This is a genomic window from Paenibacillus uliginis N3/975, from assembly GCF_900177425.1.
Classification (GTDB): Bacteria; Bacillota; Bacilli; order Paenibacillales; family Paenibacillaceae; genus Paenibacillus_AQ; species Paenibacillus_AQ uliginis.
On sequence record NZ_LT840184.1, the window covers coordinates 4,585,515 to 4,607,596 of the forward strand.

The 22,082-nt window shown below is 46.6% G+C and carries 19 protein-coding genes; 5 read left to right on the forward strand and 14 right to left on the reverse strand.

Annotation, left to right across the window (positions count from 1 at the left end; translation table 11 throughout):
* Positions 1-22: 22 nt before the first annotated feature.
* On the reverse strand, positions 23-910 hold the full coding sequence (locus tag B9N86_RS21645; RefSeq protein WP_244562791.1) for a glycerophosphodiester phosphodiesterase: 888 nt from the start codon (positions 908-910) through the stop codon (positions 23-25).
* Between the two features lie 295 nt (positions 911-1,205).
* Here B9N86_RS21645 and kduI point away from each other — a divergent pair, with 295 nt between their 5' ends.
* From kduI to B9N86_RS21665, 4 genes are all read left to right on the forward strand, one after another.
* Positions 1,206-2,039, forward strand: coding sequence for a 5-dehydro-4-deoxy-D-glucuronate isomerase (gene kduI, locus B9N86_RS21650; RefSeq protein ID WP_208915206.1), 834 nt, complete (start codon positions 1,206-1,208; stop codon positions 2,037-2,039).
* A 33-nt stretch (positions 2,040-2,072) separates the two neighbouring features.
* On the forward strand, positions 2,073-2,831 hold the full coding sequence (locus B9N86_RS21655) for a DeoR/GlpR family DNA-binding transcription regulator (RefSeq protein WP_208915207.1): 759 nt from the start codon (positions 2,073-2,075) through the stop codon (positions 2,829-2,831).
* 51 nt (positions 2,832-2,882) lie between these two features.
* Positions 2,883-3,635 carry a 2-dehydro-3-deoxy-D-gluconate 5-dehydrogenase KduD gene (kduD, locus tag B9N86_RS21660; RefSeq protein WP_280174950.1) on the forward strand — a complete coding sequence of 251 codons (753 nt, stop codon included), beginning with the start codon at positions 2,883-2,885 and terminating at the stop codon, positions 3,633-3,635.
* Positions 3,636-3,863: 228 nt separating this feature from the next.
* Positions 3,864-4,718 (forward strand): transporter substrate-binding domain-containing protein, encoded by an 855-nt coding sequence (locus B9N86_RS21665; RefSeq protein ID WP_208915208.1) that lies wholly within the window; start codon positions 3,864-3,866, stop codon positions 4,716-4,718.
* A 71-nt stretch (positions 4,719-4,789) separates the two neighbouring features.
* Here B9N86_RS21665 and B9N86_RS21670 read toward each other — a convergent pair whose 3' ends face one another.
* From B9N86_RS21670 to B9N86_RS21725, 12 genes are all read right to left on the reverse strand, one after another.
* Entirely contained in the window at positions 4,790-5,407 is a 618-nt protein-coding gene (locus B9N86_RS21670; RefSeq protein ID WP_208915209.1) for a 50S ribosomal protein L25, read from the reverse strand.
* A 147-nt stretch (positions 5,408-5,554) separates the two neighbouring features.
* Positions 5,555-7,948: a type I pullulanase gene (pulA, locus tag B9N86_RS21675; protein ID WP_244562792.1), complete on the reverse strand. Its 2,394-nt coding sequence runs from the start codon at positions 7,946-7,948 to the stop codon at positions 5,555-5,557.
* 179 nt (positions 7,949-8,127) lie between these two features.
* The gene (ptsP, locus tag B9N86_RS21680) at positions 8,128-9,843 is read right to left on the reverse strand and encodes a phosphoenolpyruvate--protein phosphotransferase (protein ID WP_208915210.1); all 1,716 of its coding nucleotides are present in this window, start codon (positions 9,841-9,843) and stop codon (positions 8,128-8,130) included.
* A complete protein-coding gene (locus tag B9N86_RS21685; protein ID WP_208915211.1) occupies positions 9,836-10,111 on the reverse strand; it encodes an HPr family phosphocarrier protein in 276 nt (91 codons plus the stop codon). Before B9N86_RS21685 ends, ptsP begins: the two co-directional genes overlap by 8 nt.
* Before the next feature lie 46 nt (positions 10,112-10,157).
* On the reverse strand, positions 10,158-12,215 hold the full coding sequence (gene ptsG / locus B9N86_RS21690) for a glucose-specific PTS transporter subunit IIBC (protein ID WP_208915212.1): 2,058 nt from the start codon (positions 12,213-12,215) through the stop codon (positions 10,158-10,160).
* A 283-nt stretch (positions 12,216-12,498) separates the two neighbouring features.
* A complete protein-coding gene (gene glcT / locus B9N86_RS21695; RefSeq protein ID WP_208915213.1) occupies positions 12,499-13,350 on the reverse strand; it encodes a glucose PTS transporter transcription antiterminator GlcT in 852 nt (283 codons plus the stop codon).
* Between the two features lie 156 nt (positions 13,351-13,506).
* Positions 13,507-15,045 (reverse strand): flotillin lipid rafts scaffold protein FloT, encoded by a 1,539-nt coding sequence (locus B9N86_RS21700; RefSeq protein WP_208915214.1) that lies wholly within the window; start codon positions 15,043-15,045, stop codon positions 13,507-13,509.
* Positions 15,026-15,571 (reverse strand): NfeD family membrane protein, encoded by a 546-nt coding sequence (locus B9N86_RS21705; protein ID WP_208915215.1) that lies wholly within the window; start codon positions 15,569-15,571, stop codon positions 15,026-15,028. The genes B9N86_RS21700 and B9N86_RS21705 overlap by 20 nt, the downstream gene beginning before the upstream one ends.
* 173 nt (positions 15,572-15,744) lie before the next feature.
* Complete coding sequence (locus B9N86_RS21710; protein WP_208915216.1) at positions 15,745-16,908, reverse strand: iron-containing alcohol dehydrogenase; 1,164 nt, start codon at positions 16,906-16,908, stop codon at positions 15,745-15,747.
* A gap of 141 nt (positions 16,909-17,049) precedes the next feature.
* Positions 17,050-18,633: a UDP-glucose--hexose-1-phosphate uridylyltransferase gene (locus tag B9N86_RS21715; protein ID WP_208915217.1), complete on the reverse strand. Its 1,584-nt coding sequence runs from the start codon at positions 18,631-18,633 to the stop codon at positions 17,050-17,052.
* Positions 18,634-18,645: 12 nt separating this feature from the next.
* Positions 18,646-19,635: a UDP-glucose 4-epimerase GalE gene (galE, locus tag B9N86_RS21720; RefSeq protein WP_208915218.1), complete on the reverse strand. Its 990-nt coding sequence runs from the start codon at positions 19,633-19,635 to the stop codon at positions 18,646-18,648.
* Between the two features lie 4 nt (positions 19,636-19,639).
* A complete protein-coding gene (locus B9N86_RS21725; protein ID WP_208915219.1) occupies positions 19,640-20,815 on the reverse strand; it encodes a galactokinase in 1,176 nt (391 codons plus the stop codon).
* Positions 20,816-20,999: 184 nt separating this feature from the next.
* On the opposite strand from B9N86_RS21725, the gene B9N86_RS21730 reads away from it, so the two are divergent.
* Complete coding sequence (locus B9N86_RS21730; RefSeq protein ID WP_208915220.1) at positions 21,000-21,863, forward strand: AraC family transcriptional regulator; 864 nt, start codon at positions 21,000-21,002, stop codon at positions 21,861-21,863.
* Between the two features lie 82 nt (positions 21,864-21,945).
* Here B9N86_RS21730 and B9N86_RS30705 read toward each other — a convergent pair whose 3' ends face one another.
* Positions 21,946-22,080 carry a hypothetical protein gene (locus B9N86_RS30705; RefSeq protein ID WP_280174951.1) on the reverse strand — a complete coding sequence of 45 codons (135 nt, stop codon included), beginning with the start codon at positions 22,078-22,080 and terminating at the stop codon, positions 21,946-21,948.
* Positions 22,081-22,082: the final 2 nt, after the last annotated feature.

Sequence of the window (22,082 nt, forward strand, 5' to 3'; positions counted from 1 at the left end):
ACATTTTCTAGAATGGTCAGGTTTACGGGGTATGAGACGTATCAGAAACTTTCGTAGAATAAATATGCGTTGGTACAATGTCCGGATAATCCGTAATTATTCCATCAACCCCTGCCTGCAGAAGCGGCGGAATTTCCAGCAAATGCTGTACGTCCCAGACAAACACCTTCATACCTGCATTATGAATTTTTCGGATCTTCTCTTCATTTACGGCAGCCATCGAAGGGTTCACGTAATTGGCAAAAGGGGCAAACTCCCGTATTCGTTCATCCGTCAGCTCCAATGGATTGGATACCAACACAGCGAGAGGAATGTCCGGTAGAATCTTATGAAACCGCTGAAGTGATGCGATGTGAAAAGACTGAACAATAAGTTCTGGATGCTTTCCAGAGAATTTATCCAGTCCGTGCTTCCGTATAAGATCCGCTGTCTTTTGTTCAATGCCTGGATTGGCTGCATGTGACTTCATCTCGATCAAAAGCGGCATTTTTCCGCCAAATCTCCTCAGTACCTCGTCCAACGTCGGTATCCTTTGTCCCTTAAACCTGGAGTCATACCAAGAACCCGCGTCCAGCTTCTGAAGCTGATTCAACGTCATTTTGTGTACCTTGCCCTTACCAGTACTTGTTCGGTTCACTTTAGTATCATGAATAACGACCACATGACGGTCGCTGCTCAGCTGCACATCCAGCTCAATCATATCGGCACCCATGTTGCTTGCATGTTCGAATGCAGCCATCGTGTTTTCCGGTGCATAGCCAGATGTTCCCCGGTGGGCGATTCGGAGTACATTATGCCGTTCCATCAACCATTTATTAGGTGTACTTTTTTCCAAGGATGCGTATGCGCTACAGACAGATAGACTTAAGCTGACCGCTGCCACAATGACAGACCATGATCCTATCTTCAATAATGTTCATCCTTCCGTCAGGAATAGCCTCTAGGTCCTTTTGTTAGTAAGCTATAGCTTTCCCGAAGTCAGGTATTCCATGAGAGTTTATGTCATCACCAACAACAAAATTATACAAAGGTCAGCTGATAAGCAATTTATCCGTAATCAGATAATTCCCTGAATACATATTAAATATATGAATATTATGTTCGTTTTATATCTAATGACTTGCAATATGAACGTAAATGGAGTAATTTGTACTTATATGAACGTGATTTGTTCATGACTACATGGTTGAAGGAGATAATACAATATGGAAAGACGTTACGCTTCACATCCTAATGAGGTCAAACAATTCGACACTGACCGGCTCCGTAAAGAATTTCATATCCCTACTCTATTTACCCCTGACAAGCTGGAACTGGTTCTCTCCCACGAGGATCGTCTCATTGTTGGTGGTGCCAATCCTGTAAATAAAGAAGTTAAGCTCGAAACGGATCTTAAAGAATTAGGTGTTTCCTACTTTCTGGAGCGCCGTGAGCTTGGAATTATCAACGTAGGTGGACAAGGATCTGTTGTTGTAGACGGAACGGAATATAAGCTGGATAATAAGGAATGCCTGTATGTTAGCATGGGCACCAAAGAAGTTATTTTTAAAAGCACTGATGCCAAGCAACCGGCCAAATTCTATTTAAACTCTGCACCAGCCCATAAAGAATTTCCTACTGCAAAAGCTACACTTGAAGAAGTTGATTCCAGTGCGCTTGGCGATATCAAAAATTCAAACGACCGCGTCATTTACCGTTTCATTCATCAGAATGGCATCCAAAGCGCACAGCTTGTAATGGGAATGACCTTGCTAAAAACAGGAAACATGTGGAACACAATGCCAGCTCATACTCATCCACGCCGTATGGAGGCGTATTTGTACTTTGATCTGCCGGAAGATGCTGTCGTATTCCATCTGATGGGTGAACCATCAGAAACTCGCCACATCGTCATGAGAAATGAGCAAGCGGTTATTTCACCGAGCTGGTCTATCCATAGCGGCGTCGGAACTAGCAATTATACATTTATTTGGGGAATGGCTGGCGATAACAAAAAGTATGATGATATGGACCCAGTCTCCATGAAAGAATTAAAATAAGAGTAATCCTCAAACGGAAGAGTTGAAAATGAAATGAACCCTATAAGACGATACGAAAACATAATGGAGCTGCTGCTGACCCATAAGGAAGTCACGGTGGCGGAACTAAGCGAGAAGCTGCAGGTTACCGGGAAGACGATTCGCGAGGATCTGACGAAGCTGGAGGAACAAGGGCTGATTGTCCGGATTCATGGCGGAGCGATGCTTGCCCAAAAAGATCAATTCGGCATACTTCCATCAAAAGAACCGCTGACCAAACACGCAGATGAGAAAAGCGAGATTGCCGAATTGGCACTGCTTCATATACAGCCTGATGATATCATTGCTCTCGATGGCGGTAGCACGACGCTTGAAATTGCACGCAGGCTGGCCAATGAGCCATTGACGGTAATCACCAACGATGTTTATATCATCAGCGAGTTGGCGCCCAAAAATAATATCCGCCTCGTCGTTCCCGGTGGTTACCGTGTTCGAAACATGCTTGCCGGACCCGAGTCGGTAGATTATGTAAAGCAGTTAAATATTCAGAAAGCTTTCGTATCGGCCACAGGGGTGCATTTGGAACATGGCCTTTCCATTTATACAGGAGATTTGATCGATTTTAAAAAAGCGTTGGTCAGTACTTCGCGAGAGGTGTTTGCAGTAGCGCATCATCAAAAGTTCGGACAAACGGCGCTACGTACTTTTGCCGCATTAGATGAATTAACATCGATTATTACGGATCAGGGACTTCCGGCCGAAACGGCCAGGCTGTTCCGCAATGCCGGCATCTCCATTGAAATGCCAAATTAATGCTTAAACACAAAACCTTACACTGTTTAATAAAAAGGAGTGTTTCCCATCATGAACAGCTTTGACTTAACAGGCAAAACCGCATTGGTTACCGGAGCTGCCCGCGGGCTTGGTCAAGGTATTGCTACTGCTCTTGCCGCTGCAGGTGCAGATGTTGTTGCCGTATCCTACAGTTCGAGTGAAGAAACCTTACAAATCGTCCGGTCACATGGCAGACAAGGTGATGATATTATAGTTGACCTGAGTGATCATTCCAAGCTTCAGGAAACTTTTGATCAGGCACTTAAGCTTACAGGACATATTGATATTCTCGTTAATAACGCCGGCATCATTCGCCGGACACCGGCAAAAGATCATAGTGCTCAAGATTGGTTCGATGTTATTGACCTCAATCTGAACAGCGTATTTCTTCTGTCACAAATCGTCGGAAACCACATGATTGCCCGAGGCAGCGGAAAGATTATTAATATTTGCTCGATGCTATCTTATCAAGGTGGAATCAATGTACCGGGATATACTGCAAGTAAACACGGGGTTGCAGGTCTTACTAAAGCATTTGCTAACGAGTGGGCTGCAAGCGGTGTTCAAGTTAACGGTATCGCTCCAGGTTACATCGAAACCGAAAACACAGCGCCTATACGCCAAGATCCGGAACGGACACAGTCGATCACAGACCGTATTCCGGCTGGTCGATGGGGCACGCCGAAGGATATCGGAGGTCCTGCTGTCTTCCTGGCTTCTTCCGCATCCGATTACATAAACGGTCACGTCCTATGTGTCGATGGTGGCTGGATGGCCAGATAACCATTTCGGAAACCAGCATCCTTATATTTAAATAGTAATCATCTTATTCTTAAAAAATCCATCATCAATTATGTGACTTCATCTTAAAGCTTAATCCGCCCCGGTCTTCCGGCGCAGATTAAGCTTTTTTTGTTATGGGTTCCCCTCGATAGAACGAATACATCGCGATGTTTAGGATAACCTAATCCTTAACTATGGATCGGACTCAATCTGGAAAGGATGGATGAAATGGGTGGACGACATTATTCCATAAAAACATTGCTGGTTGTGATTATTCTATTGCTTGCACTTCCGGGGTGCGGTCAGAAAAGTTACGACAGAGTTCCAACCCCAAATATGGGTGTAGATCCGCTTCGGGTTAAAACCGGAGGCCTCCTGCAAAACGCAGCATTACGAGACACACTTCGTATCGGGACAGAAGGCAATTATCCCCCATTCAGCTATCATGGAACGGGCGGGCGGTTGACCGGCTTCGATGTCGAGATCGCTGAGGAAGTTGCCAGACACATGGAGATGAAAGCCGTCTTTGTGGAAGCTGAATGGAAGGACCTGCTATCGGGTTTAATAGAAGGGAAATATGACACCGTTTTTAACGAAGTAGCCGACAACAAGAACCGTCGTGCCTTATATGATTTCTCTAATGCGTATATGACCTCTACTCCAGTTCTGGTAGTGCGATCGAATGAGAAGAAAATCCGAACCTTCACTGATCTGAAGGGAAAGACGGCCGCCGTTGAAGCGGTCGGTGAGTATCAGCAGATCGCAGCCAAATATCAATCAAAAGCAGTAGTAACAAAAGATTTTACAGAGGCAGCTAACCTGCTTGTGAATCGTAAAGTGGATGCCGTTCTCACGGATAGTTTATCTATATTAAACCTGCGCCAGCAAACCCCGGATTTGCCTGTGAAGACGGCTGATTCCCTGAACTATGTTAACCAGGTGTGTGCTGTCTTTGTGAAAGGAAACTCCGACCTTGTGGCTGCGGTAGATAACGCGCTGGAGACCATGCAGGCGGATGGTAGCTACTTGACTATATGGAAGAAATATTTCGGTGATTCTCCGTCAACACAAAGGAATTATTGACCGTGAGAAATAGGTCTCAGCAATAAAAAGCCCTCCGGTTTATTCCGGAGGGCTGAATTATAAGTCCGTTTTCAGCTTTTTATCTCGCTTGCTTCTTCCGCCTTTTCATCGTTAGCCTGAGCTGCTTCTACAGCGCGCGGAATATTAACAGAGGCAAGAACCTCTTCACTAGTTGCACCCAATGTTATACCTGAGGGAAGTTTAAGATCAGCAACAGTTAGCTTATCGCCAATCTCCAGCCCGGAAACATCTGCTTCAATCGTTACCGGAAGGTCTCCTGGCATTCCTTCTACTTCAAGCTCTGTTTCCTGAATTTGCAAAATACCGCCACTTTTCGTACCTATGGCTTCTCCCTGATACTCCAGAGGAATTGTAACACGAACCGACTTGTTCATCGAAATATGTAGGAAATCGACGTGTATTACTTTTCCTCCACGTTTCTGAACATCTTTGATCAGAACGGGAACCGGGTCTGATCCTGGAATGTTAAGGTCAAACACTTCCGAACGTCCTGTCTGAAACAGTCTTGCTGTTTCTTTTAGATTAACGGACACCGGAATGCTTTCCGAGTCCGAGCCGTATACAACTCCGGGAAGCCCTCCATTTTGACGAATGCTGCGGCGTGCAGCCCGCGTAAATTCATTCCGAATTTCAGCTGCTAGTTGAACATTGTTTCCTTTTGACGACATGATTAACATCCTCCTTATTATGAAAACAAAGTCTAACTAATCATTACCCTATTTCCTTGGTAGTGAAACAATTATTTTTTCTTTGTAGACTTCTTCTTATCTCTAAAAAGGAGCCTTCCAGTTACCGGAAGGCTCCTTTTGCTTAGTTTAACTGGCTAAATCTGAAAGGGAACTCCCTTCTCCGCTTCCGCTAATCACCTTGATCTTCAACAACTTCTCCCCTGGAGGAAGCACGATAAAACGGTCTTGGTCCCACTCTCGCGCTTCCCAATCGTTCAAGCGGACAATACAACCGATCCGATTCACATCGGATGCCGCACGGATAATAGCTGTAACTCCTCCATCATCCTTTTGTGTAAAATCAATCTTACCATCCTTCACACCTGTACCCCATACCCATAAGTTCCATCCGTCATAGTTGTCATCTGCACGCTCATATTCCAATTCGATGGTGACAAGATTTTTTTTCGGCCGCTGCTTATCTGCACGTAGCACCATCATTGACAATCCCGGAACAGCAATCTCGGAAGTGTCGACTGTCATAAGAGTCTCTACTCCTGCTTTCTTCTCATTCACTACAACATTCCAGCCATATGGTGAAGCTGGCAGCTCCAATATGGTTTCGTTGCAACCTCCATTAACGATGACAACAATATCGCTCCAACTGTCTCCATTGGCATGATTATTCAGGTGGTAAGCCACCGTCTGACCGCCGCATTGAATAATCTCCATATGATTTTCAATCTGCTCACGGTTGCTCATCCTGAAAGCAGAATGTGTCCTTCGCAGTTCCAGCAGTCCTTTATAATATTGATAAACAGGAAGAAAACGCTCTTTGTTTATCCAACGAATGGCATTAACGACATCTCCACTCCGGTAGCTGTTATGATCGCCAAACTTGCTTCTCAGCAGTTCGTCACCTGCGTGAATAAGCGGAATTCCCTGAGATACAAGCACAATACTGTTGGCGAGCAAACTCCGGCGCACCGGCTCTGAGGTCATGATATCGTGATCCGAAACAGCGAAATAAGGCCGGCAATCGAACACTTTTTCCAAAATGTCCTCGCCATCTGCAGGAGCTCCGTTATTCATGTGAAGTAATCCCGCTTCATGTCCCTTCCCCATGGAGGTGAGGACCTTATCCCACAAATTTAAATTATCATGCACAGTCACGTAGTTGATTGTCTCAGAGGCATCGTGGGCAAAATCGTGGATCGATCCCATCATGCCTTCAGCCACAGCTCCCTCACACCAAGGTTCCCCGGTAGCAAACCCTTTGCCACCTCCGTCATTGTCACCTTTAATCGCATGACGATAGTTATCGTTAAACACGGCGAAACCTTTCCCCCGCTGTGTTCCCTTGACCGTCTTATTAGGCAGCGGGCTATCTCCTCCCGTCCAAGGCTCTCCATAAATTAAAATAGACGGATTTACCTCACGGCGAAGCTCTTCTACGATCTCATAAATGGTCGTCGTGTCTATTAGAGCCATGAGATCAAACCGGAAGCCGTCCATGTGATATTCCTCAGCCCAATAGCGCAGTGAGTCTTTAATATATTTTCGTACCATCGGCTTTTCAGTCGCCAACTCATTACCTACTCCCGACCCGTTTGACAGGCCCCCGCTCCCATTTTGACGGTAGAAGTATCCGGGAACAACCGGTTCGAACGGTCCATCATCCACTGTATAGGTATGGTTGAACACCACATCCATAATGACTCTAATACCCTTCTTGTGAAATGCCTGTATCATTTCTTTACATTCTCGGATACGAACCTCCGGCTTTGTCGGATCGGTTGAATAAGAGCCCTCCGGTACGTTGTAATTTTGCGGATCATAACCCCAGTTGTATTCTGTTCCCTCAAGCTCATTAACCGTCTTAAAATCAAATATGGGCAGCAAATGCACATGCGTTACGCCCAGCTCAGCAAGATGGTCAATCCCCAAGCTGTTACCATATTCATCACTTAAACCCGTTTCTGTAAACGCCTTGTACTTCCCTCTATATTTCATACCGGAATCCGGTGACATGGAAAAATCCCTTACATGCAGTTCATACAGCACTGCATCTGTCGGCTGTATCAATGGAAGTCGCTTATCGAGATCCCAGTCCTTCGGACGGCAGACTTCTGGATCAACGATCGCTCCACGGTACCCATTTGCTGACACTGCCGTCGCATACGGATCTACAGCAAACCGGTATTCACCATAATCCTGTTCTATTTTGTAAAGATAGTATTTGCCCGACATATCTCCGGCAATAATGAAAGTCCAAATCCCCTCATCTCCACGGGTCATCCGGTTTTCTTGTCCGCCATCATGATTCGTGACTGCTCCGGATTCATCATAATTCCCGGCATCCTCATACAATACAAGGAATACCGTGCGGGCTGTAGGTGCCCACAAGCTGAAGAAGCTTTGATTCTTTCCATAAGTTACTCCAAGTTTTATATCCGTAATAGGATTGATCATGTCCATACTCATCATTATCACCGTCACTTTTAAAGTAGATTCATTTAATAGTATTGGCGCCTGATTCATAAGACAGACCTCTTTAGGCTGATAAATCGCTTACACTTTCAGTTTATGCTAGGCGGCACCATTCGGTTTGGGTTTCAGTCTACAATTAAAAAGAGCACCCGTCTATAAAAGACGGATGCTATGAAATACCCTTGATAAGATTTCAGAAACCTTGATCATTCATATAACTTGTTCATTGCTTATTTAGCAGTTACTTGTCTCACGAGCTCAACAACTTCTTCCGCTGTGCGCATATCCAGCGCTTTTACCGCAAGTTCTTGCATTTCTGCACGAGACAGGCGGGAAATCTGGCTGCGCGCCGGAAGGATCGAGGTTGCACTCATGCTGAACTCATCCAGACCTAGACCGAGCAGCAGTGGAATCGCAATCGCATCCCCTGCCATCTCACCGCACATGCCAGCCCAGCGGCCTTCACGGTGAGCAGCATCAATAACCATTTTCACAAGACGAAGAATAGCTGGATTGTACGGCTGGTACAGATAGGATACCCGTTCATTCATCCGGTCGGCAGCCATGGTGTACTGAATCAGATCATTGGTTCCGATACTGAAGAAGTCCACTTCCTTCGCGAACTGATCAGCCATAACAGCCGTGGATGGAATCTCCACCATGATGCCCAGCTGAATGTTCTCCGAAACAGCCGTACCTTCAGAGATCAGCTTGCTCTTTTCTTCTTCCAGAAGAGCTTTCGCTTCGCGGAATTCACCCAGTGTAGCAATCATCGGGAACATGATCCGCAAGTTGCCATGAACACTTGCCCGAAGCAGTGCCCGAAGCTGGGTTCTGAATATATCCTGACGCTCCAGACATAGACGTACAGCCCGGAATCCAAGGAACGGATTCATCTCTTTTGGCAGATCCAGATAAGGCAGCTCTTTGTCGCCGCCGATATCTAGCGTACGGACAACGACAGGCTTTCCTTCCATCTTCTCAAGTACTGTCTTGTAGGCATTGTACTGAATTTCTTCGGAAGGCAATTTGTCGCGTCCCATATACAGAAACTCCGTACGATAGAGACCTACAGCTTCGCCACCGTTATCCAGAACGCCGGCTACATCATTTGGCGTACCGATGTTAGCGGCAAGCTCAACATGAACTCCGTCTTTCGAAACCGTAGGCTCATTGCGAAGCTTTCTCCACTCTTCAACCTGCTTCGCATAAGACTCCTGTTTGCTGCGATATTCCGCAACCATTGCCTCGGAAGGGTTAATCAGTACATTCCCCTCAAGTCCGTCAACGATGATCAGATCACCGTTTTTCACCAAGGAAAGAACGTTCTTCGTTCCAACGACTGCAGGTATCTCGAGTGAGCGGGCCATGATTGCCGAGTGTGAAGTGCGTCCGCCAATGTTTGTTGTGAAACCCTTGACATATTTACGGTTCAGCTGTGCAGTATCTGATGGTGTCAAGTCTTCAGCAATGACAATAACTTCTTCATTAATCTCAGACGGACTTACATAGTTCAGTCCAAGCAAATGCTTAAGTATACGCTTAGTTACATCACGCATATCAGCTGCACGCTCTTGCAGATAAGCACTCTTCATGTTTTCAAACATCTTAATAAATTGCTCAGCTGTTTCATTCAGTGCGTATTCTGCAGTAACCGATTCAGCGGCAATTTTATCTTTAACCGGAGTGATAAGCTCTGGATCGTCCAGGATCAGAAGGTGAGATTCGAAAATCTCAGCCTTCTTCTCACCCAGCTCTTGACGGGTCCGTTCCTTGATTGCTTCCAGCTCAGTACGGGATTTATCCAGCGCGGCATCCAGCTTCGCAATCTCACCGTTAACGTTCTCCGCCTTTTGAGTTGTTACGGTGTAATCCGGATGCTCCAAGGTAAATGCACGGGCAATGGCAATACCTGCCGATGCCGCGATTCCCTTAATATTATTCATTGAGTTCGCCCAGCCCTTCGTTAATCATAACGTCCGAAAGTGCGGACAGCGCGTCGTTCTCACTTGCTCCTTCCGAGATCAGCGTAAGTGTATCGCCTTGCTCCAGTCCCAGAGACAGAACCCCTAGAATTGATTTTAAAGTTACTTTTTTACCATTAGCCTCAGCAAAAGATTCTGTATCCTTAAATTTATTAGCTGTGTTCACCAATGCTGTAGCTGGGCGTGCGTGGATTCCATCCTCGTCGATAATTCTGAAAGTTTTTTGCATGTTTTTCATCCCTCTTTCTTCATTTTTAAATAATTACCCAAATAAACTATTTAATCGTAATGATATTGGGTTCACCTGATTTAACGACACCTGTTTTATTGAGCGTCACCGACACTCCCTCAGGAAGATTGGAGAAGATGATCGGAGAAATAATCGATTTAGCATGCTCTTTCACATACTCCAGATCTACTTCCATAATCGGCTGACCAGCCGACACAAGGTCGCCTTCGTTAACGAGCACTTTAAAGCCTTGTCCCTTTAACTTAACCGTATTTACACCAATATGAACAAGCACTTCTTTACCGCCGTCCGACATGATGCCAATCGCATGTTTGCTTGGGAACACATTGAATACTTTACCGTAAACCGGCGATGAAATCATTCCATCATGTGGCAGTACTACAAATCCGTCACCCGTCATCCGTTCAGAGAATACCGGATCAGGCACGTTGGAAATATCCATCAATTCCCCGTTAACCGGAGCAACGATATCTTCCATGATAACAGCATCGCCATCCTGTGCTGCCAGCTGTTCCACAACAGCTGGTTCCTCCTTGGCTGTGGTCGCAGAAGGCGCAGGCGTAATACCTGACATGATGTCTTGAATTTGCGATTTAATCGTATCCGAACGGGTACCAAAAATCGCTTGAATGTTATTGCCTACTTCCAGTACACCAGAAGCGCCCAACTTTTTCAAATGAGCTTTATCCACATTCCCCTTATCCTTTACTTCGACACGGAGACGTGTGATACAAGCATCGAGATGCGCAATGTTCGGTTGTCCGCCAAGTGCGTTCAGGATATTGTAAGGCAATTCATCCTTACTGCCTCCACCTGATTCACTGTGCTCTTCCTGCTCGGTGACTTCCTCACGACCAGGTGTCTTCAGATTGAACCTGCGGATGACAAAACGGAAGCCGAAGTAGTAGATCACGGCCATAACCAAACCAACGATGATAACATTCCACCATGGTGTACGGTTTGGAATAACCCCAAAGATCATATAGTCGATCAAACCACCCGAGAAAGTCATACCAATCTTTGTGTTCAGAATGTGCATGGTCATAAAAGACAGACCAGCAAACACAGCGTGAACCGCAAACAGAAGCGGTGCTAAAAAGAGGAATGAAAATTCGAGCGGCTCTGTGATCCCTGTCAGGAAAGAAGTCAGAGCTGCGGAGCCCATAATACCCGCAACATATTTCTTGTGTTCTGGTCTGGCCTCGTGGTAAATCGCAAGTGCTGCAGCCGGAAGACCGAACATCATAAACGGAAACTTACCAGTCATGAAAGTACCTGCGGTAAATTCAACACCATCTCGGAGCTGGGCCATAAAAATATTCTGGTCCCCACGTACTAATTGTCCAGCCTGGTTTACGTATTCACCGAACTCAAACCAGAACGGAGAATAGAAGATGTGATGCAACCCGAACGGAATCAATCCACGCTCCACAACGCCGAACACAAACGCAGATAGTGTTAAATTCTGCTCCAGCATGAAGTGGGAAGCGGAATTCAATCCCATTTGGATTGGCGGCCAGATTACCGTCATCAGCAAGCCCAGTAATACCGAAGTAGCTGCTGTCATGATCGGTACGAACCGCTTACCCGCAAAGAAGCCCAGGTAGGATGGCAGTTCGATTTTGAAAAATCTGTTGTACATGCTGGCTGCTAATATACCGACAAGGATACCGCCGAATACTCCGGTTGCCAGTGTTGGAATACCGAGCACGCTTGCATAAGCATTATCGGTACCGATCATGGACGGAGTAACACCGATCACCGTTCCCATGGTCACGTTCATGACAAGATAACCGATAATTGCGGCGAGACCCGCAACCCCTTCACCCCCAGCCAATCCGATGGCTACACCGACGGCAAACAGCAGTGACAAGTTCGTAAATACGATCTGTCCGGCGTTCATCATTACGGTTGCAACAGATTGAACCCAGTCTGCATCGAGCCATGGCGCATATTGGAGGAAGTCTGGATTGACCAGCATATTGCCCAGTCCAAGCAGCAGCCCCGCCGCTGGCAGGATGGCAACTGGTAGCATGAGAGCCTTACCAACTCTCTGCAAAACGCCAAAAAACCGTTTAAACATAAAATTTCTCCTTCCATCTAGTTGTCGAATCAAAGGTGTGGAGACAAAACTTCAAACCAAAAAAAGGCATAAGCATACACCAGGATTCGGTTAATTCTAATTCTTTATGGGTTAGATTACCCATAAAGGAGTAGAAACAACCAAAAATGACCTGTTATATACTCATGCCTGATCGAATCAGTTACACGTTGATTTGTAGTTCTGTTAGTTTACTGTCCGTATTGTAACACCCATAATGTCAGGTTTCAAGTCCATTAGACACACCTCACAAAATATTCACCAATTATTCACCTTGCTCTTTTCTTTGAGCAAGTCTCTGCAGATGAATACTCAAATACCCCGCTTCTGCCGGATAGATCGGTTTTTTCAGACGCTGTTCCATCATCTTGGTTAGCTTCCAGGCGAGAGCATACATTTCAGGATATTCTCGCTTGAGGAGGCTGTCGAGCCCACCCGCTTCTTCGACAGATTCTCCACGCCGTATTCTCTCCAAAGCAAAACGCAGATGAGTAATCAATCTGGAATAATCAAGAGAATCCCGAGGGATGACATATTCCAGCTTATGTTCAACCATCTGTACGAGATCAGATACAAGTTCGGAGTACTTCCTCACCTCTGAGATATGCTGATTTGTCAGTGCTCCGTGAAAGTGAAGAGCAATGAAGCCAACCTCATCTTGCCCAAGATCCACACCAAGCCGCTTCTTAATGGTCTGCACCGCATATTCAGCCATCTCAAATTCTTTAGGATATAATTCCTTTGTCTCATACAAAAAAGGATTATGTATTAGAAGACCTTGTGCATGGCGTTTAATAGCAAATGCAATATGATCGGTCAAAGCAATGTGTATATGCTCGTTCAGCGGCCCACTGCCAGATTTCGTGGCATGGAGGATAATATCATTCATGGCTTCAATTAACTGTTCATCAATCTGGGGTACCAGCTGTTTATACTGCTCCTGTTCCTCAGGTTTGGTCAGAATAAACATCTTCTCTACGGCTGAGAGCGGTATCATATCATTCGTCTTACGGTTAAAACCGATCCCTTTGCCGATTACAACAACCTCATCATGTTGAGGATGTTTTGCTATGATTACATTATTATTCAATACTTTAGCCACTCGTAAGCTGCTCACATCCGCACCTCATTTGATAACACATATATCTCGCTAATTCTAACAGATAACTGCCGATTCAGCAAAAACAAGTGTCTTCCATTTTTCTGGAGGTGGCACGATTGGAAACGATATCGAAAAACGGACAGCTCCATAGTCAGAGCCGTCCGCTGATGATCATTGTTCTTCTTTAGCTGCGCCCACTTCCATCGTTACCCGCTCTGGTTCAATTGCAACCGGCTTCTGGGCCGGAGCCGCAGGACGTTTCGTCAAGCTTTGAATCAACTGCTCGACATCGATTCCCGATACACTTTTCAGCATTTCAGGAGCGGTCGACATCAGTTCTGTTACATAATTGCTCACACGAGCCGCTCCTTCGCCCTTACCGGTATCAACAACCGTCAGTTTATCAATGGAAGCAATTGGCTGGGCGATTTTGCCGGCAAGCTCAGGCAGCATCTTGACAATAATGTCGAGCACAGCCGCTTCTCCAAATTTTTGGAATGCTTCAGCCAGCTTTTCTTTTGCATCTGCTTCTGCCAAACCGCGCAGACGGATAACTTCTGCTTCCGCTGTACCTTTGGCGCGTTCGGCATCTGCCACTGCTTGACCTTCCAACCGTTTCTGCTCAGCAGAAGCTCTGGCCTGAGTCTCGATAGAATATTGTAAGGCATCAGCTTCACGCATTTTGCGTGCTTTATCCGCCTCCGCAGCCTGCTCAACCGCGTAGCGGTCAGCGTCGGCTTTTTTCTTCACTTCCGCATCATACTGCTTCTGACGAACCACAATTTCTTTGTCCTGAAGATCGATTTCCCGCTCTTTTCGGACGAGTTCCACCTTCATTTGCTCTTCCACCATCGTCTGTTTGGCTCTGGCTTCTTGAATATGGTATGCCTGGTCGGCTTCCGCTTTCGCGGTATCCTGATCCCTCTTAAAGGAGGCTACTTTCAGTTCTTTCTCTTTAGCCGCCTCGGCAATGTTCGTATCGCGCAGCAGTTCGGCCTTCTGTCCTTCTTCTTCTGCACGTGCTTTTTGAATACGAGCATCCCGAACTGCCTCAGCTTCGGCGATTTCCGCATCACGTTTTACCGTTGCGATCCGCGGCTTACCAAGCGCCTCCAGGTAACCATGCTTATCGCGTACATCCTTGATGGTAAAGGATACAATTTGCAGGCCCATTTTTTTCAGATCGCGGGCAGCCACGCCCTGCACTTCCTGAGCAAATTTATCTCGGTTACGATATACTTCCTCGACAGTCATCGAACCGAGGATGGCACGCAGATGACCTTCCAGCACCTCCTGGGCTTCACCCTTCAGCGCTTCAATCGGTTTACCTAGGAACTGCTCGGCTGCTGTCGCCACATCTTCAATGGAGCTTCCAATCTTGATAATCGCCACCCCATCCGCCAAAACCGGAACACCTTGCTCCGTATAAACCTCTGGCGTCATGACATCAAGCTTGTGGGATAAAAGTGAAACAAATTCCGATTTCTGAAATACTGGTAAAATAAAAGCACCGCCGCCGCGGACGATTTTGATTCTACGCCCGGACTCATCTTCTGAAATATTTTTACTGCCAAGAAACGACCCGGTTACGATCATCGCTTCATCCGGACTAACCGTTTTGTAACGGGCCCAAAAAGCCAGACCCAATACGATAATGACCCCTACAACAATGGACGGTATGACCAAATACTCAGGAATGTTCATAATCATCTCCCTTTCGCTCTTCCAGCTCAGATACTCTCAGGATACCATCGGCCACTTCCACGACAACTACCCGGACCCCGGCAACCAGCGGCGTTTTGTCAAAACTGGAGGCAATATGTAGTGTATTGCCTGCGCCTACTCTCACCATAACTTCACCATAACCTTCAGCTGGCAACGGAATCGTAACTTCCCCGATTCTTCCAGCCAACTCCTTTATGGAAAAGCCAGTAGAGTTTTCACTGTTCTCCATCGGCCGCACATAACCGAAATACACTGCGATCGATAACAGAATAGCAACAAGCAAAGATATGACCACCTGCGGCATTGAGGACAGGTCGGTGTACTTTACCAGCATGATGCCTGTACCTCCAAAAACAGTGATTCCCGCTGCCAGTACTACTGGCTTAAAGAAATCAACGGACAGAAAATCCAGCACCCCGTCCATCGCTCCACTTAGAACATCTCCAAGCAGCACCGTCACAACGGCAAACAATACCCCACCGATCAGACATCCCCAAAACAGCGCCTCCATTTTGACTGCCTCCTTCAGAATCCCTCACTGTATATAACAAGTAATACGGAATAAAGTTAACTTCGTTTCAAATATTTACCTAGCTTTACATGATTCTCACTTTATTCTTATTCGATTTATAGCAACAAAAAACCTGCTCATGTTGAATGAACAGGTTTTCCAATATTTAAGTACTAAAGTGACATTTTATATATTTCTACCGCATCTTCCCGCTGCAGCTTGCGGAAATTTCCAAACGGACCAAAGCGTACTGCTTTATCTGCCATCACTTCAATATCACTTCCGTCGATATCATAATCAGCCAATGTGCTTGGTGCCCCGATAGATGTCCAGAAGTCACGGAGAGCCTGAATTCCCTCGAGACCTGCTTCCTTATCTGTTTTACCTGCTTCATCAACACCGAATACATTTACAGCCAGACGTTTGAAACGCTCTGGATTGACATCGATATTATAAGTCATCCAATTCGGGAACAGAATCGCAAGACCTCCACCATGAGGAATATCGTATACCGCAGATACGGCATGCTCGATGTTATGAGTGGCCCAGTCGCCTCTGAGGCCCATACTGATCATATCGTTCAGTGCCATCGTTCCGCAGTACATAATCGTCTCACGGAGTTCGAAGTTCTCTAAATCATCAATAAGTTTAGGTGCCGTTTCGATAACTGTCCGGAGAATTGTCTCACAGAAGCCATCCTGAATCGGAGTATTGGTATCCAGGTGAAAATAGTGCTCGAGTACATGAGACATGATATCCACCATACCGTATACCGTCTGGTCTTTCGGCAAGGAAAACGTATGTACCGGGTCAAGGATGGAGAACGCTGGGTATGCCAGTTTGCTGCCCCAGCCCATCTTTTCCTTCGTTGCTTCATTGGTAATGACCGAACCACCGTTCATTTCCGAGCCGGTAGCTGCCATCGTCAACACTGTGCCAAGAGGAAGGGCATTCTGAGGGACCGCCTTACGCTCCACAAAATCCCACATATCGCCTTCGTATTTTGCACCGACAGCAATTGCCTTGGAGCAGTCCAGAACACTTCCCCCGCCGACAGCGAGAATCAGATCAATATGATGCTTGCGGCATAACTCTACGCCCTGGTGAACTGTCGACAGGCGCGGATTGGGTTCGACTCCGCTTAGTTCAGTGACTTCGGCTCCGCACTCTCCAAGCAGAGATACCACTTGGTCATACAACCCACTGCGTTTAATGCTGCCTCCACCATACACGAGAAGTACTTTTTGCCCGTATTTCGGTACTTCTGTCTTTAGAGTACTCAGTTTTCCTTTACCAAAAAACAATTTGGTCGGATTATAAAATTCAAAAGGTCCCATGCCATTTCAACCTCCAATAACTTAATCTTGTAATGAAATAACGATTTAATTATACTCTCCTGTTCTTTCAAAACCAAACAGCCGCAGTTCCGGACAGGAACTGCGGCTGGTCACCATTTCGTTATATCATTATTCGGTAAGTCATACCGCTGAATATCCCGTACTTTCGAGGAAGCGACAGAATGCCTCACGGCCCTCGGCTGTATGCTTATAGACACCGGCCTGTTCAAGTATAGTCGTGAAAATACCGCCAACCTCGCTTCGGATCAAATCCACGGCTTCACCTTTAGTTATTGTTGCTCCCGTTCGCTCCTTCAACTGTTCGATCCAGTCACGGTGAATCGCAAGTGCGTGTCCCTCCGACTGTACCGCTTCATACAGCGCATCATCTCCTGACAAAATATCCGAAATCTGATCCAACTCCACCTTAAGACGTCCAGGCAGTATCGCCAGACCCATGACTTCAATCAGGCCGATATTCTCTTTCTTGATATGATGCATTTCGCGATGCGGGTGAAATATCCCCTCTGGATACTCATCGTTCGTCCGGTTGTTACGGAGCACCAGATCCATCTCGTATATGCCCTCAGCATTCCGGCGCGCAATCGGAGTCACCGTGTTGTGACGGACCCATTGACCATCCACCTTGCTGTCCGCCTCGATATCCGCAGAGGGATCACTGTAACTTTTCCATGATTCATAAATATGATTTGCACATTCAAGCAGCATACCCGAGTCCTTCGAGGATAAACGGATGACTGACATCGGCCAGTTGACAATACTGACTGATACATCCGGATAGACCTCATTTTTGAATTCGGCTACTTTTGGAGCATTTTGAATCGGGAATGTGTGCCGTCCGCCTTGGAAATGATCATGTGTCAGGATGGATCCGCCAACAATCGGAAGATCCGCGTTTGAGCCAAGGAAATAATGAGGATACGCATTCACAAAACCGAGTAAGCGTGCAAGCGTATCTTTTGTTAATTTCATCGGAACATGATCATGCTGGAACACAATACAATGCTCGTTATAGTACACATAAGGAGAGTATTGAAAAAACCACTTCTCCTTGTTCAGTTCCAGCGGAATCACTCTCAGATTTTGCCGAGCCGGATGATTTACCCGCCCTGCATAACCAACATTTTCACGACATAGCTGACATTTCGGATATACAGGTGGAGGAAGCAGCTTTGCCATAGCGATTTCTTTTGGACTCTTTTCCGGTTTGGACAGGTTGATCGTAATTTCGATGTCCCCATACGCACTCGGATGCTTCCAATACTCGTTCTTGGCCACCCGGTCCATCCGGATATAGTTGGAGTCGATACACAGCTTGTAAAAATCGTTCGTTGCCGCTTCGATACCTTGAATCTGCTCCGTCTGGCTGAATGCACGAACTACCTCCGAAGGACGGGCCATCAAGCGTCCCATCATTTTGGCATCCAGCAAATCACGGTACGTGTCCGTATTTTCAGCAATCATCCCATTTGCAGCAGCATAGTCGATCAAGATATCCAGCTGCGACTGCGGGCCGTCAAGGATCTCCTCGTTCACCTGTCCATTGTAAGGCTCGCTGAATCCCAAGTCTTCCAGAAGTAGATTGCGGCTATAATCGTAATCTGCTTCCTTGATTAACCCCTTGCGCAAGGCAAACAACACAAGACGTTCTATCGCGTGCAGAGCATCTTCCATTTCGGGAGTTCTTGCTGTCAGGTTTTCCATCGTCAGTCCCCCTTAGTTGCCGCTATACCCGTGCGGGTGGCTGTTATGCCATCTCCAGGCGCTTTCAATGATATCCTCCAGCTTGTTGTAGGAAGGATTCCATCCAAGAATACTGCGGGCCTTCTCGGACGAGGCAACTAGAACAGCCGGATCACCGGCACGACGGGCTTCCATCACAACCGGAATGTCACGTCCTGTTACCTGTTTCGACGTTTCGATGACTTCCTTTACCGAGAAGCCGAGCCCATTACCCAGATTGAACACGTTGCTGTCCTCACCGCGGCGCAGGTAATCGACTGCACGGATATGTGCGTCAGCCAGGTCACTTACATGGATATAGTCTCGGATGCAGGTGCCATCGGCCGTAGGATAATCCTCACCAAATACGGAAATGTGATCACGCTGTTTCAAAGCCGTCTGAAGCACAAGCGGAATTAGATGACTTTCCGGACGATGATCCTCGCCAATTTTGCCGCTAGCATGGGACCCTGCCGCATTGAAATAACGCAAAGATACGTACTTAATGCCCAGCACCTTATCAAACCAGGACATCATTCTCTCCATCATCAGCTTCGTTTCGCCATATACATTCGTCGGCTGGGTGCGGTCCTTTTCTTCAATAGGCACCTTCTCCGGCTCACCATACGTCGCAGCTGTGGACGAAAATACGATTTTGCGTACACCGGCCTCATTCATTGCTTCCAGCAGGCATAGTGCACCGTTAACGTTGTTGTCATAATATTTCACGGGGTCCTTCATACTCTCGCCGACAAGAGAACTGGCCGCAAAATGAATAACAGCATCAATTTTATTCTCGGCGAACAGCGCTTTCAACAACGACTTGTCGCGCAAATCCCCCTCATAGAGCTTTCCACCCAGAAGAGCTTCCCGATGCCCTGTTTCCAGACTGTCGATCACAACAACTTCCTCACCGCGCTCCAGCAGCTCAGCCACAGTATGAGACCCGATATATCCGGCACCGCCGGTAACTAAAATCGCCATATTACTACGCCTCCTTTACTTCATGTACACCTTGACCAACGCCGCACACATAGAACTCGGGTTTGAGCCCCGTTCTGACTTCATAGTGGTGTGTGACTTCCTCGATTACCTTCTCGACATGATTCTCATGCACCAATGCCACGGTACAACCGCCGAAACCGGCACCGGTCATCCGTGCTCCTAGAGTACCTTCCTGACGCTGGAATTCTTCCACCATCGCGTCCAGTTCATCTCCAGTTACTTCATACAAATAGCGCAAAGAATCGTGAGACTGATTCATATATTGTCCGAATGCCTCAAGATCGTTGTTCTTCAGTGATTCAACCGAATCAAGGACCCGCTGATTCTCTTCCACTACATGCTTGGCACGGCGTCTTACGGTTTCGTCCAGAATGCTGTCCTGCAAGGTAACGAACTGGTCAGGATTCAGCTGAGCCAAGTATTGAAGGGAAGGAACTTCCTTTTGCAAAATTTCCAGCGCCTGATCGCATTCACCGCGGCGTTCGTTATACTTAGAGTCCACCAGTCCTCTTCGTTTGTTCGTATTGGCAATCACAATTTTGTAGGACCCTGTCTCAAAAGGCACCAATTCGTAATCCAGCGTATCGCACATCAGCAAAATAGCGTGGTCTTTACGCCCATTAGCCACCGCAAATTGGTCCATGATCCCCGAATTGACGCCAACAAACAGGTTCTCCGCCTTCTGGGACAACTTCGCAATTTCAACAGTGTCTGTTTTATGCCCTTCCATCGACATCAGAGCATAAGCGGTTACAACCTCAATAGAAGCCGAAGAGGAAAGTCCAGCTCCGTTTGGAATATCACCGTGATACAGCAGGTCATAACCTTTGGTCAGTTTATAACCGAGTTTATCCAGTTCAAGAATGACGCCTACCGGATAGTCGGTCCACTGGCCGCTTTTCCCGCCAAAAGCATCTTTCATGGAGAGGGTTACTTCGTAAGGTATATTCGTGGAAGCCAATGAAATATGCTGATCGTCACGATCCCGGATAATCAGCGTTGTCCCGAATTCGAGAGCTGCTGGAAGTACATACCCTCCGTTATAATCCAGATGCTCGCCAATCAGGTTTACGCGTCCCGGTGCATTAAACACCCGAAGCGGATGCCTGCCTTCACCGTATTTTTCTAAAAATATCTTTATTAGCTGTTGTGTATTCATCCGTTAATCACTCCATCCTGTACGTATGGTAGTACCGATATCCATAGTATAAAAGATTAAGGTGAAGAGGGTAATGCAGTCTTGTGTGATACATATGGATAAATGTGACCTTACGTTGTAAACTACAAGTAGTTGTGACCATCTTCTCTTAACGATTTACCCAATGAAAAAAGGAGGTCTCTCCATGAAAAAAAAGGAAAGTTATTCCGTATCCTCCAATCCGGTTCAAGCGGAGTTTGGCAAGCTGAATGTGCTTTTTGCTGGTGAAAGCCAGACCAAGCCCGAACATGCTTTAGGCCCGAAAATATATGACTACTACTTACTGCACGCCATTGTATCCGGACACGGAACATTCCGCACGGAAACCGATGTTTATGAGCTTGGACCCGGTGACTGTTTTCTTATCCACCCCGGTCAACTCGTCAGTTATGTGTCATGTCACTCTGATCCATGGAAATATCTATGGGTCGCTTTCACTGGAGAAACAGGTCATTCTCTGGTGGAGTCTGCCGGTTTCCTCCCAGGTTGCCCAGTCCTGAACACAACCAATGAAAGCGAAAACAGCAAGGTTCCTGAATATATTCACCATATTCAAGAACATTTTCATATGAAACAAGAAAGTGCGCATACAGCCGCGGTCGGCTTCCTGCACCTCATTTGGGCCGAGATCATGAACTGCTCCACTCAACCTTCCCGGCTAACAGTGGTAGAGCCGCAGGTGCAACGAACGGTCAAGCAGATGATTAACTATATGACTTCCCAGTATGCACACCCTGTCTCTATCGAGCAAATGTGCGTAAGTCTCGGATATAACCGTGCATATTTATCACGAATTTTCAAAAAAGAAACAGGCATATCACCTGTGACATACCTGTTAAAATTAAGGATCGATCAAGCCAAGCGGTTGCTTCGCGAGCGCCCTGAGCTTTCGGTTGAACAGATTTCCTCCTCGGTCGGCCTAACCGATCCGCTATATTTTTCGAGACAGTTCAAACGCTTCTGCGGACAATCCCCCACCAGTTACCGTAAAGAGATGACCGGTATCTAGAAAGGGATCACGACATACAAAATAAGAGATGCCCCAAAAGATTTAAAGATCTTTGGCTTCCCCTATTATTCGTTGTAAGACACTACGAGTACGAATTCGTTCCTACAATCGCTCTTGCCCCCGAATCTCCTGAAATCATGAAACATGGTTGAAATTCGGGGACAAAGGCGACCGCTGCCGCTTCTCCGGAATCGATTCGTCCTCTCCGTTGCTTCATGC